Below are 13,555 nucleotides of genomic sequence, written 5' to 3' on the forward strand. Positions count from 1 at the left end.
AATCTCAAGGAGTTTTCCGTTTCGACTGCGCCGGAAGTGGGGCGAATTATAGACATCTGAAATTCGCCGTCAACCCTTATTTTCAGCTTTACTCGGATTTGAGCGTAATACGCGCAAATGCCTTCTTGCCCGCCTGGCAAACGTGGGTCGCGCCCAGTACATATATATAGGAGCGATCAACCACCTCACCATCCACGCGCACACCGCCTGACGCCAACAAGTCGCGAGCCGCTGCAGAGTTCTTCACCAGACCGGCTTTATTAAGGACAGCTGCGATCGGCATATCTTCAGCAGAGACCAACTCGATCTCCGGCAGATCATCCGGCAGCTCGCCATCCTTCATGCGATTGCCCGCTGCACGATGAGCATTGGCCGCAGCCTCCTCACCATGGAAACGCGCCACGATCTCTTCCGCCAGTTTGATTTTGACGTCACGCGGATTGGCACCGGCTTCTACCTCAGCACGCAGCGCATTGATCTCATCCATCGAGCGGAAGCTGAGCAGCTCAAAGTAACGCCACATCAACGCATCCGGAATCGAAACCAGCTTGCTGTACATGACACCCGGCGCTTCCTGAATACCCACGTAGTTGCCCAACGACTTGGACATCTTCTTCACGCCATCCAGACCTTCGAGCAGCGGCATGGTCAGAATGCATTGAGCCTCTTGACCATATCCACGCTGCAACTCACGCCCCATCAGCAAGTTGAACTTCTGATCGGTACCACCCAGCTCGACATCCGCGCGCAGAGCGACCGAGTCATAACCCTGCACCAGCGGATAGAGGAACTCGTGAATAGCGATCGGTTGATTGGTGGTGTAACGCTTGTCGAAGTCATCACGCTCAAGCATGCGCGCGACGGTGTACTGCGAAGTCAAGCGAATAAAGTCCGCCGGCCCCATCTTGTCCATCCAGGTGGAGTTGAACGCGACTTCGGTTTTCGCCGGATCGAGAATCTTGAACACCTGAGTCTTGTAGGTCTCGGCGTTTTCCAGGACTTGTTCACGAGTTAGCGGAGGACGCGTTGCACTCTTGCCGCTCGGATCACCGATCATCCCGGTGAAGTCACCTATAAGGAAGATCACCTGATGCCCCAGCTCCTGGAACTGGCGCAGCTTATTAATAAGCACCGTGTGCCCCAAGTGCAGATCCGGAGCGGTCGGATCGAAACCAGCCTTGATACGCAGCGGTTGGCCGCGTTTGAGCTTCTCGACCAGCTCGGACTCGACCAACAGTTCTTCCGCACCACGTTTAATCAGCGCTAGCTGCTCTTCAACCGACTTCATAACAGACCCGCAAGGCTCAGATTCAAAGGGAACCAACCATACAAGATCGCGCACCAATTACAAGTTTTGCCCGGCGCACGGACACCAATCCACAGACGAGATGTCTGTAGACTTGCTTCAGAGATGATTTGGTTATATTTTATACAGTTATTTCATCTTCATCATGTCATTCATCTTTTCCAATTCATCATTTTTCAAAGTCAAAATTACCTATGACCACTGAACCGTCTAAAGCGCCGCCGCTTTACCCGAAGACCCACCTGCTTGCTGCAAGTGGGATCGCCGCCCTTCTTAGCCTGGCTCTACTGGTATTCCCTTCCAGTGATGTTGAAGCCAAAAAGACGACCCTGAGTCTTGAACTGGAAAGTCCTGCTGAACAACTGACACAAGATCAAGACGCTGCTGATTCGGCTCAAGCCACAAATGCGCCAGTAGCTTCGCCATTTGCTCAAATCGAAAACAGCGACGAAAACGCCCCGCAAACCGCAGAAGCAGCACCGGCACCAGCCGCTGAAAAGCCAAAAGCGCCTGGTCATCGTGAAGTCATCGTTGCCAAGGGCGACACACTATCGACCTTGTTCGAAAAGGTCGGCCTGCCTGCCGCCTCCGTTCATGAAGTCCTGGCCAGCGATAAACAGGCCAAGCAGTTCAGCCAGCTTAAGCACGGCCAGAAACTCGAGTTCGAATTGAATCCTGAAGGCCAACTGACCAGTTTGCACAGCAAGGTCAGCGACGTCGAAACCATTACCCTGACCAAGAATGACAAGGGTTATGCCTTCAACCGGGTTACCGCAAAGCCGACTGTCCGCACTGCTTACGTCCATGGCGTCATCAATAGCTCGCTTTCGCAATCCGCAGCCCGTGCCGGCCTGTCCCACAGCCTGACCATGGATATGGCCAGTGTCTTTGGCTACGACGTCGACTTCGCTCAGGACATCCGTCAGGGCGACGAATTCGATGTGATCTACGAGCAGAAAGTGGTCAACGGCAAAGCGGTCGGTAATGGTCCGATCCTGTCTGCCCGCTTCACCAACCGCGGCAAAACCTACACCGCCGTGCGTTACACCAATAAACAAGGCAACAGCAGCTACTACACCGCTGACGGCAACAGCATGCGCAAGGCGTTCATTCGTACTCCGGTAGATTTCGCCCGCATCAGCTCGAAGTTCTCCATGGGCCGCAAGCACCCGATCCTCAACAAGATCCGCGCCCACAAAGGCGTTGATTACGCTGCGCCGCGCGGTACGCCAATCAAGGCTGCCGGTGACGGTAAAGTGCTGCTCGCCGGGCGTCGTGGTGGCTACGGCAACACCGTGATCATCCAGCACGGCAATACCTACCGCACGCTGTACGGCCACATGCAAGGGTTCGCCAAAGGCGTGAAGACTGGCGGTACCGTGAAACAGGGCCAAGTCATCGGTTACATCGGCACCACCGGCCTGTCCACCGGCCCGCACTTGCACTATGAATTCCAGGTCAACGGCGTTCACGTCGATCCTCTGGGCCAGAAGCTGCCAATGGCTGATCCGATTGCCAAAGCCGAACGCGCTCGCTTCCTTGCACAGAGCCAACCGCTGATGGCGCGTATGGATCAAGAGAAGGCCACCATGCTGGCTTCGAGCAAGCGCTAAGCCATGGCTCTTTATATCGGTGTGATGTCCGGAACCAGTCTCGACGGTCTGGACATTGCCCTGATCGAACAGTCCTCGGCGATCAAGCTGATCGCCACGCACTACATTCCAATGCCTGAAACCCTGCGCGCCGAGCTGCTTGGCTTGTGCGCCAGCGGTCCTGACGAAATCGCCCGCTCGGCGATTGCTCAACAGAACTGGGTGAAGCTCGCTGCGCAGGGCATTCATACCCTCCTCGATCAGCAGCAACTCAAACCCCAAGACATTCGTGCGATCGGCAGCCACGGCCAGACTATCCGCCATGAACCGGCGCGCGGTTTCACCGTGCAGATCGGCAACCCTGCCCTGCTGACCGAACTCACAGACATAACCGTAGTCAGCGACTTCCGCAGCCGCGATGTCGCAGCCGGAGGCCAAGGTGCTCCGCTGGTTCCCGCGTTCCATGAAGCTTTGTTCGAAGAGCGTACCGGTAATCAGGCCGTCTTGAATGTCGGCGGTTTCAGCAATCTCAGTCTGATTGAGCCGACCAAGCCTGTAGCCGGTTTCGACTGTGGCCCTGGGAATGTGCTGATGGACGCCTGGATTCAGCAGCAACGTGGCGAAAACTACGATCGCAATGGCGACTGGGCAGCCAGCGGTAAAGTGGAGCCAACGTTACTCGAAGCGCTCCTCCGCGATCCGTTCTTCGTCACCAAAGGACCAAAAAGCACGGGCCGCGAAGTGTTCAACCTGCCATGGCTGGAACAACACCTTTCACACCTGCCAACCTTTGCCGCTGAGAATGTGCAGGCCACGCTGCTTGAACTGACCGCATTGACCGTCATCGAGTCGCTGCAAAGCGCTCAATCCGACACTCAGGAATTGTTGGTCTGCGGCGGCGGCGCGCACAACGCCACACTGATGGAGCGTCTGGCCGATCTGCTGCCAAACGCAACGGTCGCCAGCACCGCCACTCATGGCGTTGACCCGGACTGGGTTGAAGCCATGGCCTTCGCCTGGCTGGCCCATTGCTGCCTTGAAGGCATCGCCGCCAACCGCCCAAGCGTCACCGGCGCACGCGGCCTTCGGGTACTCGGCGCCATCTACCCGGCCTGATTAAATAGCACACAGCAAAACGCCGCAGAACCGTAAGGCTCTGCGGCGTTTTGTTATCTGAAGCGCGGCGCGATCAGATCGAGAACGAAGACCCGCAACCACATGTAGTGGTGGCGTTCGGGTTCTTGATCACGAAACGCGAACCTTCCAGACCTTCCTGGTAGTCCACCTCAGCACCGGCCAGGTACTGGAAGCTCATCGGATCTACCACCAGGCTCACGCCTTCGCGCTCGACGATGGTGTCGTCCTCGGCCACATCTTCATCGAAGGTGAAACCGTACTGAAACCCTGAACAACCGCCGCCCGTAACGAATACGCGCAGCTTCAAGCGATCATTCCCCTCTTCATCGACCAGGCTCTTCACCTTGTGCGCTGCACCGTGGGTGAATTGCAAAGCCGTGGGGGTGAAGGATTCGACGCTCATGCTGACTATCTCCCGGCGTTACGCCGCCATAATGCGTGATGACGCGCATTATCCGCTTGTCCGAGAAAATCGGTCAACTATTGTTACGGTATATCAATAAACCCGACGAGCTGATCAGAATGCAAAAAGGCCCGTCAGACGGGCCTTTTCGCTGTGCCGTTTAAAATGTTACGGCAGCATACCGGCATGGGACAGACCGAAGCGTTCGTCCAGCCCGAACAGGATGTTCATGTTCTGCACCGCCTGACCCGACGCACCTTTGACCAGGTTATCAATCACCGACAGCACCACCACCAGATCGCCATCCTGAGGACGGTGAACGGCGATACGGCAAACGTTGGCGCCACGCACGCTACGGGTTTCCGGATGGCTGCCGGCCGGCATCACGTCGACGAACGGTTCGTTGGCATAACGCTTCTCGAACAGCGCCTGCAGATCCACCGAGCGATCAACCACCGTCGCGTAGAGCGTGGAGTGAATGCCACGGATCATTGGGGTCAGGTGCGGAACGAAGGTCAGACCAACCTCCTTACCCGCTGCACGACGCAGACCCTGACGAATTTCCGGCAGGTGACGGTGACCTTTCACCGCATAGGCCTTCATGCTTTCCGACGTCTCGGAGTACAGCGAACCTACCGCCGCGCCACGACCGGCCCCACTGACACCGGATTTGCAGTCGGCGATCAAGCGCGAAGCATCCGCCAGACCAGCTTCAAGCAGCGGCAGGAAACCCAGTTGCGTCGCGGTCGGATAGCACCCTGGCACAGCGATCAGGCGAGCTTTCTTGATCTGCTCGCGATTGACTTCCGGCAGACCGTAAACCGCTTCGTCCAGCAACTCCGGCGCGCCGTGCGGCTGACCGTACCACTTGGCCCACTCTTCAGCGTCTTGCAGGCGGAAGTCCGCGGACAGGTCGATCACCTTGGTGCCCGCAGCCAGCAGCTCACCGGCCAATGCGTGAGCAACACCGTGCGGCGTGGCAAAGAACACCACGTCACAAGCGCCAAGGGTCTTGATGTCCGGCACGCTGAAGGCCAGGCCGTCGTAGTGGCCGCGCAGGTTCGGGTACATGTCAGCCACGGCCAGACCGGCCTCGGATCGGGAAGTGATGACAGCCACTTCTGCCTGCGGATGCTGCGCCAACAGACGCAGCAGTTCGACACCGGTGTAACCCGTGCCGCCGACGATACCGACCTTGACCATAACCTGCCCTCAAAGAACCCACTGGAAAGCCGTCGATAATAGGGGCCGCGCGGCCCTGCGACAACCGTCAAGGTGACGTGCGGACGCTCAAGCCTCTACTATCTGGCTTACCGTGAACCTGGAATAACTAAAAATGCTCTATCTATGGATCAAAGCTTTTCACATCGTCAGCGTCGTTTGCTGGTTTGCCGGGCTGTTCTACTTGCCGCGTCTGTTCGTGTATCACGCGCAAAGCGAAGACACGCTCAGCAAAGAGCGCTTCAGTGTCATGGAGCGCAAGTTGTATCGCGGCATCATGGGCCCGGCGATGATCGCCACGCTGATCTTCGGCGGCTGGCTGATCTATCTCAACCCGAGCCTCTTCAGCATGGGTGGCTGGATTCACGCCAAGTTGACACTGGTCGTCTTGCTGATCGGCTACCACCACATGTGCGGCGCGCAGGTAAAACGTTTTGCCCGTGGCGAAAACACCCGCAGCCATGTCTTTTATCGCTGGTTCAATGAAGTGCCGGTTCTGATATTGCTGGCTATCGTAATTCTGGTCGTGGTCAAGCCGTTCTAACTTCAACAAGTACAGATCCTTGGGGTGTTCATAATGTCGCTGCCCGCACTACTCGAACAACGTCTGCGTCTGCCTGTGGTGGCCGCGCCGATGTTTCTGATTTCCAACCCGGAACTCGTCCTCGCCTGCTGCCGCAATGGCGTGGTCGGCAGCTTCCCAGCGCTGAACCAACGCGAAAGCAGCGGGTTCAAAGCCTGGCTGGAACAGATCGAAGCGGGCCTGGCGACACTGGACAACCCGGCGCCGTACGCGGTGAACCTGATCGTGCACAACAGCAACCCGCGCTTGCAGGCGGATCTGAACATCTGCGTCGAGCACAAAGTGCCAATCGTCATCACCAGCCTCGGCGCGGTGAAGGAGTTGGTCGACGCGGTACACAGCTATGGCGGTCTGGTGTTCCATGACGTCACCACTCGCCGACATGCCGAGAAAGCGGCCGAGGCCGGTGTCGACGGTTTGATCGCCGTGGCGGCCGGTGCCGGGGGCCATGCCGGCACCTGGAGTCCGTTTGCGCTGATTGCCGAGATCCGCAAGTTCTTCGATAAAACCCTGCTGCTTGCAGGATGTCTTAACCACGGCCATGAGATTCTCGCCGCACAGCTGCTCGGCGCGGATTTGGCCTACTTCGGTACGCGATTTATCGGCACCACAGAAAGTCATGCGCCCGACGCCTACAAGGAGATGCTGCTGACAGCCAAGGCTGCGGACATCATCCATACTCCAGCGGTGTCGGGAGTGCCGGCGAGCTTTATGCGTCAGAGCCTGGAGGCTGCCGGTTTCGATATGGCGGCTCTGCAAGGCAAGGGCGAGGTCAATTTCGGTGACAAGCTCAAGCCGATCAGCGATGAAGCCAAAGCCTGGAAAACCGTGTGGTCGGCCGGTCAAGGCGTAGGGCAGATCGACGACCTGCCAAGCGTTGATCAATTGATCGCCCGACTGGACGCCGAGTATCGCCAGGCACAGGAACGCGCAGCCCAGCTACCGCAACGCTGGCCACGCTAAGAAAAATCAGGCCAGCCCCAATGGACTGGCCTTACACTGCTGACCTTTCAATCTTCGCGACAAGGATGCCTCGGCCATGAGCGAAACCCGTTACAAGATCGTGTTCGACGGTGCTCTACAGCCCGGTGTCGATATCACCACGGCCAAACTCAATCTGGCGGATCTGTTCAAAAGCGATGTGGCCGCGATCGAACGCCTGTTCAGTGGCCGCACCGTCGCACTCAAGCGTGATTTGTCCCACAGTGATGCGCAGGCCTATCTGCAAGCGCTGAGCAAAACCGGGATCGACGCACGCATTGAAGCTGAAACGGCAATCGAGCTGAACCTGGCGGACGTCCATGAGCACACCGCCGTTGTGGCCGAACCGGAGTCGCCGTATGCACCGCCTCGCGCAAGCGTTGGCGAAAGCCAGGCTGAGTTCGCCACACTCAAGCCATTCAGCGTCGAAGGGCGAATCGGACGCTTGCGCTTTCTGGCGTGGACGATGGTCCTGAGCCTGGTGACCCTGCCCATTGTCGGCGTGTTCGCCCTGCTGGCTCTGGGGCTGGTCAGCGGCGATTCCACCACTGGTCTGATCATCGGCGGAATCTTCGCGTTCTTCCTGTTTATCGCGTTCCTGATTGTCAGCATTCTGTTCAGCGTTCAACGCCTGCATGACATCGGCTGGTCGGGCTGGCTCTGGCTGCTGAACCTGGTGCCGTTCGTGGGCAGTTTCTTTCCGCTGGTAATCATGGTCGTACCGGGCAACACCGGCGCGAATCGCTATGGCCCTCCCCCACCGCCCAACAGTACCGCCGTGAAAGTGCTGTGCTCCCTGTGGATCGTGTTCTTTGCGCTGATCTTTGTCGGTGGAATGCTCGGCGGGATCTCGGCTATCCAGCAGGAATATGAAAGCAATCTGGAAAGCAGCTACGAAAGTGGCTCGGTGACCACTGATGAAGTCGAAGTACAAGTCGAATCACCTGTGGATTCCGCCGACGAGGCAGCCGAAGCGGCGCAGGCCCCTGTAGACTCTGCGAAAGAATGAACAGCGCTCCCCGCCGTGACACCCGCGTCGCCGGCGCGGAGCTGTTGCGATGGAGAATTGCATGACCCGTTACGCACTGATCACCGGCGCCTCCAGTGGCATCGGCCTGGCGATGGCCGAAGCACTGGCCCGGCGTGGCCGCAGCCTGATTCTGGTGGCCCGACAGCGTGATCAGCTGGAAAGCATTGCGATCGAATTGACCCAGCGTTTTGGCGTCGAGGTACTGTTCCGCGCCTGCGATCTGGGCGAGCCATTGCGTCTGTCCGGCTTCCTGCTGGAACTGGAAGAAGGTGACCGGCAGATCGACTTGCTGGTCAATTGCGCCGGCATCGGCACCTGCGGCCCGTTTCTCGCGCAAGACTGGATGACCGAGCAGGATCTGATCGAAGTGAACATCCTCGCCCTCACCCGCCTCTGCCACGCCATCGGCAACAGCATGGCGCTACAGGGTGGCGGGCAGATTCTCAACGTTGCCTCGGTCGCCGCGTTCAATCCCGGCCCATGGATGAGCACTTACTACGCCAGCAAGGCCTATGTGCTGCACTTCTCCGAAGCCTTGCGAGTCGAGCTAAAACAGAGTGCTGTGAAGGTTTCGGTGCTCTGCCCAGGCCCGACACGCACGGCATTTTTCCGCACGGCACAGCTCAACAGCGACAAACTCAAAGACAGCAAATTGCTGATGAGCCCCGAGGAGGTTGCGCTGTACACCGTGCGCGCCCTCGACAAGAACCGCGCGATCATCATTCCGGGAAGACGCAATCGATGGTTCGCCTTCCTGCCGCGACTGGGTTCGCGCTGGCTCAATCGCACCATCGTCGGCATGGTCAACAAGGCTTACTGCCCGCGCTGAAATACCCTACAGGTAAAACACTGGGCGGGATAAGCCGCCCTGAGTACACTCAAACCAGCCAAACAACGGAGAAAACAGCAGTGGATACTCTGTTCACCAAGATCATCAACCGGGAGATTCCGGCCAAGATCATTTACGAGGACGACCAGGTTCTGGCGTTCCACGACATCGCCCCTCAGGCACCGGTGCATTTTCTGGTGATCCCGAAGAAACCGGTGCGCACCCTCAATGACCTGACCGAAGACGACAAGGCTTTGGCCGGGCATATCCTGTTCACTGCGCAGCGTCTGGCACTGGAGCTGGGTTGCGAAGAAGGTTTCCGCGTGGTGATGAACTGCAATGAGAAAGGTGGGCAGACCGTCTACCACATTCACATGCACGTACTCGGTCAGCGGCAGATGAACTGGCCACCGGGCTAAGGCACGCCCCATCCCCCTGTGGGAGCGAGCCTGCTCGCGAAGACGTCAGCACATTCAGTGTATCAGTGCCTGACACTCCGCCTTCGCGAGCAGGCTCGCTCCCACAAAAAATCATGACCGCGCAGCAAATGACCCAGCGCAAACCTTCCCCCGGCCGATTCGGTTAAACTGGCCGTCGAGATTCTTCCCGGAGGTCAGCATGACTACCCAACGTCACTACTCGCCGATTGACCGTCTTCTGCTGCAAGCCGATGCCGCGATGCGTACCCTGCTGCCCTTCAGTGGCCAGCCGTACCGTCCGTCGCCAGCGATTTTGCAGCCGGACACGCAAATGAGCGACGAAGACACCCGCCACGTCGCCGGTCTGATGCGCATCAACCATACCGGTGAAGTCTGCGCGCAGGCGCTGTATCAGGGACAGGCGCTGACCGCCAAGCTACCTCAGGTGCGCGAGGCCATGGAACACGCCGCCGAAGAAGAAATTGATCATCTGGTCTGGTGCGAACAACGCATTCATCAGTTGGGCAGCCATACCAGTGTGCTCAATCCACTGTTTTATGGGATGTCGTTCGGAATCGGCGCGGTGGCCGGGTTGATCAGCGACAAGGTCAGCCTCGGTTTTGTTGCGGCGACCGAGCATCAGGTGTGCAAACACTTGAATGAACACCTGGAGCAATTGCCGGCAGAGGACGAGAAGTCCCGGGCGATTCTGGAGCAGATGCGCATTGATGAAGAACATCATGCCGAAAGTGCTTTGGAGGCTGGGGGTTTCCGTTTTCCGGCGCCGGTGAAGTTCGGGATGAGTATTCTGGCCAAAGTGATGACCAAGAGTACTTATCGAATTTGAGAACGGTATTGCTGCAAAGGGCCCCTTCGCGAGCAGGCTCGCTCCCACAGGTGGGGTGGCAGAATTGAAAAAGGCGACCGAAAGGTCGCCTTTTTTGTGCCCGGTGAATCTTAGGTCGGCATGTTGCGCGCGTAGAAGATTTCGAGCATTTCGTGTTTCACCCGGTCAGTCACCTGAGCGCGTTGCTCGGAGGACAGGTTGCTGGTGGCGTCGCCGAACAGGTAGTTATCCAGTTCGAAGTTCTTCAGCAGCATTTTGGTGTGGAACAGGTTTTCCTGGTACACGTTCACGTCGGTCATCTGGTACGCGTCGCGAGTGTCTTCGGACAGGTAGTTCTGGATCGAGTTGATCTCGTGATCGATGAAGTGCTTGTTGCCTTCAACGTCACGGGTGAAGCCGCGCACACGATAATCCACAGTCACGATGTCCGAATCGAACTGGTGAATGAGGAAATTGAGCGCTTTCAGCGGTGAGATGACACCACAAGTCGACACGTCGATGTCCACACGGAAGGTTGCAATACCGTCGTCCGGATGGATTTCCGGGTAGGTGTGCACCGTGATATGGCTCTTGTCGAGGTGGGCCAGGATAATTTCGGGCAACGGGCCTGGCGATTCTTCGATCTGGCTTTCAGTCGGGGTTACCGGCTCTTCAGAAATCAGAATCGTGACGCTGGCACCCTGAGGCTCATAGTTCTGACTCGCAATGTTCAGAATGTTGGCACCAATGATTTCGACAACTTCCGTGAGGATCTGCGTCAGGCGTTCGGCGTTGTACTCTTGATTGATGTACTCGACGTAAGCCTGCTGGTCTTGCGGGGTCTCCGCGTAGCAGATGTCATAGATGTTGAAGCTCAAGGTCTTTGTCAGGTTATTGAACCCGTGGAGCTTGAGTTTGCTTTTCACCGTTAAAAACTCTCTATGTATGCGGCACGGCCGCGTGATCAAGCATGCCCGTCAAGTGCGAACAACGCACCTGCGTAGGACGGTTAACACCTCTTCGCGATGGCGATTTTGGTTATCTGTTCAGGCGGATGATCTGTCGGCTGACTGATCACTGCCCTGAAAAAAGTGGCGCATTATGCAGACGTCAGCGGGGGATCGCCAGAGTCTGCACTGCTTTTATGATAGTTGAATGTCGGTTCAACCGAGTTCGACGATTTCATAGTCGTGTGTGATCGCGACACCGGCGGCACCGAGCATGATCGAAGCGGAGCAATACTTCTCGGCGGACAGTTCGATGGCGCGCTTGACCTGGGCCTCTTTCAGGCCGCGGCCCTTGACCACGAAATGCATGTGGATCTTGGTGAACACCTTCGGATCCTCAGTCGCGCGCTCGGCTTCAAGGAAGGCTTCGCAGCTTTCAACCGCCTGACGGGACTTCTTCAGAATGCTGACCACGTCGAAGTTGCTGCAACCGCCTACGCCCAGCAGAAGCATTTCCATCGGGCGAACACCCAGATTACGACCACCGGCGTCCGGCGGACCGTCCATCACCACGACATGACCGCTACCGGATTCGCCGAGGAACATGGCTTCGCCAGCCCATTGGATGCGTGCCTTCATCGCCCAGACTCCACTGTAAAAAAAGGGTCGCCAGCTTAGCACAGGGCTTCGCCCGGACAGCGAGCGACGTTCCTAGGACGGATGCCTCAGCGACGTAGGTAATTTCTCGAATTTTCGACGAAGTGTCTGTTAAGCTGGCGCCAATTCGCTGGCGCCCATGTCAGCTGTGTAGCGACCGCCTTCAGCGCCTCATAAAAAAATCAAACATCACCGTGCAGTCTTTTCGGGATACAACCATGGTTGCTATTACCCCCACACCCAAAATCAAGAATCTCGACAAGCTGTTGATGCATTGCCAGCGCCGTCGCCATGCGGCCAAGAGCAACATCATCTGTGCGGGCGATCGCTCGGACACGCTGTACTTCATCATCAAGGGTTCGGTGACGATCCTGATCGAGGATGACGACGGGCGCGAGATGATCATCGCTTACCTCAACGCCGGGGATTTCTTTGGTGAGCTGGGCCTGTTCGAGCAGGCGGGTCAGGAACAGCAGCGCAGTGCTTGGGTGCGGGCCAAGGTCGAGTGTGAAACCGCGGAAATCAGCTATGCCAAGTTCCGCGAATTGTCGCAGCAGGATCCAGACATTCTTTACGTACTCAGCGGACAAATCGCACAACGCCTGCGTAACACCACGCGCAAGGTCGGCGATCTGGCGTTTTTCGACGTCACTGGTCGAGTGGCGCGTTGCCTGCTGGAACTGTGCAAGCAGCCAGACGCGATGACGCATCCGGACGGCATGCAGATCAAGGTGACCCGTCAGGAAATCGGGCGGATTGTCGGTTGCTCGCGGGAGATGGTCGGTCGCGTGCTCAAGGATCTTGAGGAACGCAACCTGGTCGATGTGAAAGGCAAGACCATGGTGGTCTTCGGTACGCGCTGAGCCCGAATATCAGGCGCTGTACATCTGCGCCAACATCAAACGAAACAACTCATCGAGACGCGCCAAGGCCTGTGGCGCGTTGAATTTCTCATGCAGGGCAATGTGGCTTTGCGCCCGCACCCGCTGCTCCAGGCCACAGGCTTCATTGAAGCGATTGACCGCTGCGACCATCGATTCCCGTTCGTTATCCATCAGCATCGCACCGTGCACCAGACCGACCGGGCGCTGTCCACCCTGACTCTGGCGCCAGCGCTGCGCGGTGCCGACCATTTTGCGGCCGTCGAGATTGACGTTGAAGCGACCGTCGCAGAACGCACCGTCGATTTCACCCAACGATGATGTGCCACCTAACTCATCCAGTAACTGACAGATCGGATCGCACAGACGGCGGTAGCCGGTTTCGATGCGGTTCAGATCGCCTTCGCTGCGTGGTGGTGCGTAGACCAGGGCGATATTGATTGTCGCGGCAGATTGCGGGACAGGTTCGCCGCCGGTTTCACGCAGTAGAACTGGCCAACCGGCAGCGGCGGAGACTTCGCAGGCGTGGTCGAATCCGGGGAGGCGATTGAGGCGGCGTGGCATGACCAAGGCGCGATCGCTGGGTTGCCAGAACAGCAGGCCGAATTCAGAGTCGCCGGCGCAGACCGAGGCCAGCAAATCCTGTTCGGCTTGCAGGCCGGCTTCGATGGTCAGGGGGGTTGGCAGCGACATGGAGGGCTCCGGCAGGTTGAATCTCTTTAGCGGATTTTAGGGCCCCATCG

Annotated in this window: 15 protein-coding genes; 9 read left to right on the top strand and 6 right to left on the bottom strand. The window is 57.7% G+C overall.

Features of this window, described 5'->3' with window-relative positions:
* Nucleotides 1-88: 88 nt before the first annotated feature.
* Entirely contained in the window at nt 89-1,288 is a 1,200-nt protein-coding gene (tyrS, locus tag ACW9IR_RS20135; protein WP_110720703.1) for a tyrosine--tRNA ligase, read from the bottom strand.
* A gap of 212 nt (nt 1,289-1,500) precedes the next feature.
* On the opposite strand from tyrS, the gene ACW9IR_RS20140 reads away from it, so the two are divergent.
* Nucleotides 1,501-2,919 carry a peptidoglycan DD-metalloendopeptidase family protein gene (locus tag ACW9IR_RS20140; protein ID WP_102901764.1) on the top strand — a complete coding sequence of 473 codons (1,419 nt, stop codon included), beginning with the start codon at nt 1,501-1,503 and terminating at the stop codon, nt 2,917-2,919.
* Between the two features lie 3 nt (nt 2,920-2,922).
* Nucleotides 2,923-4,014, top strand: coding sequence for an anhydro-N-acetylmuramic acid kinase (locus ACW9IR_RS20145; protein WP_102901763.1), 1,092 nt, complete (start codon nt 2,923-2,925; stop codon nt 4,012-4,014).
* 73 nt (nt 4,015-4,087) lie between these two features.
* Here the strand turns inward: ACW9IR_RS20145 and erpA are convergent, their stop codons facing one another.
* Together erpA and argC are read right to left on the bottom strand one after the other, a co-directional pair.
* The gene (gene erpA, locus ACW9IR_RS20150) at nt 4,088-4,438 is read right to left on the bottom strand and encodes an iron-sulfur cluster insertion protein ErpA (protein ID WP_008077999.1); all 351 of its coding nucleotides are present in this window, start codon (nt 4,436-4,438) and stop codon (nt 4,088-4,090) included.
* 168 nt (nt 4,439-4,606) lie between these two features.
* Nucleotides 4,607-5,641, bottom strand: a complete 1,035-nt coding sequence (gene argC / locus ACW9IR_RS20155) for an N-acetyl-gamma-glutamyl-phosphate reductase (RefSeq protein WP_457464854.1) — start codon at nt 5,639-5,641, stop codon at nt 4,607-4,609.
* Nucleotides 5,642-5,774: 133 nt separating this feature from the next.
* On the opposite strand from argC, the gene hemJ reads away from it, so the two are divergent.
* The 6 genes from hemJ (at nt 5,775) to coq7 (ending at nt 10,348) form a co-directional block, all read left to right on the top strand.
* Nucleotides 5,775-6,203 carry a protoporphyrinogen oxidase HemJ gene (hemJ, locus tag ACW9IR_RS20160; protein ID WP_102901761.1) on the top strand — a complete coding sequence of 143 codons (429 nt, stop codon included), beginning with the start codon at nt 5,775-5,777 and terminating at the stop codon, nt 6,201-6,203.
* Nucleotides 6,204-6,236: 33 nt separating this feature from the next.
* Complete coding sequence (locus tag ACW9IR_RS20165) at nt 6,237-7,205, top strand: NAD(P)H-dependent flavin oxidoreductase (RefSeq protein ID WP_457464856.1); 969 nt, start codon at nt 6,237-6,239, stop codon at nt 7,203-7,205.
* A 76-nt stretch (nt 7,206-7,281) separates the two neighbouring features.
* Nucleotides 7,282-8,232 carry a DUF805 domain-containing protein gene (locus tag ACW9IR_RS20170; protein WP_102901759.1) on the top strand — a complete coding sequence of 317 codons (951 nt, stop codon included), beginning with the start codon at nt 7,282-7,284 and terminating at the stop codon, nt 8,230-8,232.
* A 61-nt stretch (nt 8,233-8,293) separates the two neighbouring features.
* Nucleotides 8,294-9,082 carry an SDR family NAD(P)-dependent oxidoreductase gene (locus ACW9IR_RS20175; protein ID WP_034155108.1) on the top strand — a complete coding sequence of 263 codons (789 nt, stop codon included), beginning with the start codon at nt 8,294-8,296 and terminating at the stop codon, nt 9,080-9,082.
* A gap of 80 nt (nt 9,083-9,162) precedes the next feature.
* On the top strand, nt 9,163-9,501 hold the full coding sequence (locus ACW9IR_RS20180; RefSeq protein ID WP_003228789.1) for a histidine triad nucleotide-binding protein: 339 nt from the start codon (nt 9,163-9,165) through the stop codon (nt 9,499-9,501).
* Nucleotides 9,502-9,700: 199 nt separating this feature from the next.
* Complete coding sequence (coq7, locus tag ACW9IR_RS20185; RefSeq protein WP_008077993.1) at nt 9,701-10,348, top strand: 2-polyprenyl-3-methyl-6-methoxy-1,4-benzoquinone monooxygenase; 648 nt, start codon at nt 9,701-9,703, stop codon at nt 10,346-10,348.
* Nucleotides 10,349-10,458: 110 nt separating this feature from the next.
* Here the strand turns inward: coq7 and speD are convergent, their stop codons facing one another.
* Nucleotides 10,459-11,253 (bottom strand): adenosylmethionine decarboxylase, encoded by a 795-nt coding sequence (gene speD / locus ACW9IR_RS20190; RefSeq protein ID WP_095122652.1) that lies wholly within the window; start codon nt 11,251-11,253, stop codon nt 10,459-10,461.
* 237 nt (nt 11,254-11,490) lie between these two features.
* The gene (locus ACW9IR_RS20195) at nt 11,491-11,913 is read right to left on the bottom strand and encodes an OsmC family protein (protein WP_003228794.1); all 423 of its coding nucleotides are present in this window, start codon (nt 11,911-11,913) and stop codon (nt 11,491-11,493) included.
* A 236-nt stretch (nt 11,914-12,149) separates the two neighbouring features.
* On the opposite strand from ACW9IR_RS20195, the gene crp reads away from it, so the two are divergent.
* Nucleotides 12,150-12,794, top strand: coding sequence for a cAMP-activated global transcriptional regulator CRP (crp, locus tag ACW9IR_RS20200; RefSeq protein WP_095122650.1), 645 nt, complete (start codon nt 12,150-12,152; stop codon nt 12,792-12,794).
* Nucleotides 12,795-12,803: 9 nt separating this feature from the next.
* Here the strand turns inward: crp and ACW9IR_RS20205 are convergent, their stop codons facing one another.
* The gene (locus tag ACW9IR_RS20205) at nt 12,804-13,505 is read right to left on the bottom strand and encodes a lipoate--protein ligase family protein (protein WP_102901757.1); all 702 of its coding nucleotides are present in this window, start codon (nt 13,503-13,505) and stop codon (nt 12,804-12,806) included.
* Between the last annotated feature and the right edge of the window lie 50 nt (nt 13,506-13,555).

Source organism: Pseudomonas sp. SDT291_1_S447 (assembly GCF_054070155.1).

Coding starts and splice junctions, on each gene's coding strand:
- tyrS (WP_110720703.1), bottom strand. CDS start 1,288: ATGAAGTCGGTTGAAGAGCAGCTAGCGCTGATTAAACGTGGTGCGGAA.
- ACW9IR_RS20140 (WP_102901764.1), top strand. CDS start 1,501: ATGACCACTGAACCGTCTAAAGCGCCGCCGCTTTACCCGAAGACCCAC.
- ACW9IR_RS20145 (WP_102901763.1), top strand. CDS start 2,923: ATGGCTCTTTATATCGGTGTGATGTCCGGAACCAGTCTCGACGGTCTG.
- erpA (WP_008077999.1), bottom strand. CDS start 4,438: ATGAGCGTCGAATCCTTCACCCCCACGGCTTTGCAATTCACCCACGGT.
- argC (WP_457464854.1), bottom strand. CDS start 5,641: ATGGTCAAGGTCGGTATCGTCGGCGGCACGGGTTACACCGGTGTCGAA.
- hemJ (WP_102901761.1), top strand. CDS start 5,775: ATGCTCTATCTATGGATCAAAGCTTTTCACATCGTCAGCGTCGTTTGC.
- ACW9IR_RS20165 (WP_457464856.1), top strand. CDS start 6,237: ATGTCGCTGCCCGCACTACTCGAACAACGTCTGCGTCTGCCTGTGGTG.
- ACW9IR_RS20170 (WP_102901759.1), top strand. CDS start 7,282: ATGAGCGAAACCCGTTACAAGATCGTGTTCGACGGTGCTCTACAGCCC.
- ACW9IR_RS20175 (WP_034155108.1), top strand. CDS start 8,294: ATGACCCGTTACGCACTGATCACCGGCGCCTCCAGTGGCATCGGCCTG.
- coq7 (WP_008077993.1), top strand. CDS start 9,701: ATGACTACCCAACGTCACTACTCGCCGATTGACCGTCTTCTGCTGCAA.
- ACW9IR_RS20195 (WP_003228794.1), bottom strand. CDS start 11,913: ATGAAGGCACGCATCCAATGGGCTGGCGAAGCCATGTTCCTCGGCGAA.
- crp (WP_095122650.1), top strand. CDS start 12,150: ATGGTTGCTATTACCCCCACACCCAAAATCAAGAATCTCGACAAGCTG.
- ACW9IR_RS20205 (WP_102901757.1), bottom strand. CDS start 13,505: ATGTCGCTGCCAACCCCCCTGACCATCGAAGCCGGCCTGCAAGCCGAA.